Origin of the sequence: Streptacidiphilus pinicola (assembly GCF_003258295.1) — a bacterium.
Taxonomy (GTDB): Bacteria; Actinomycetota; Actinomycetes; order Streptomycetales; family Streptomycetaceae; genus Streptacidiphilus; species Streptacidiphilus pinicola.
Genome location: NZ_QKYN01000243.1, coordinates 966 through 1,413 on the forward strand (window position 1 = coordinate 966; position 448 = coordinate 1,413).

The window sequence follows — 448 nt, forward strand, 5'->3', positions numbered from 1 at the left end:
GGTCGGGGGTGCCGGGTTCGGCGACATAGACGCCCAGGCGGTGGCCGGGGGTGCCTTCCAGTTGCATGCCTTGGAAGGAGAGAGTGATCTCGCCGACCTGGGGGTGGTGGAAGATCTTCGGCTTCTGGGCGTGGCCGGTGCGGGCGACGTCGTAGCGGTCCCAGAGTTTGGCGAAGTCCGGGCTCTTCAGGAGGAGTTCGCCGACGAGTCCGGCCAGGTCCGGGGCGTCGGGGTCGGTTCCGGCCAGGGCGCGTAGGCGGGCGACGCAGCCGCGGATCTGTGCGGACCAGTCGGCGTAGAGGTCCGGGGCCTGGGGGTGGAGGAAGAGGTACCGGGCGAGATTGCGCTGCCGGACCGGCCACCTCTCGATCCCGGCGTACAGCGCGAACGCGCCGGGGTTGGCGGCGAGCAGGTCCAGGGTGCGGCTGGTGACGTAGGCCGGGCTCGG

General features: G+C 71.4%; 1 protein-coding gene. It reads right to left on the bottom strand.

Going from position 1 to position 448, the window contains the following annotated elements:
• A partial coding sequence (locus tag DN069_RS38450) for an MmyB family transcriptional regulator (RefSeq protein WP_481557189.1) occupies positions 1-448 on the bottom strand: 448 nt, incomplete at both ends.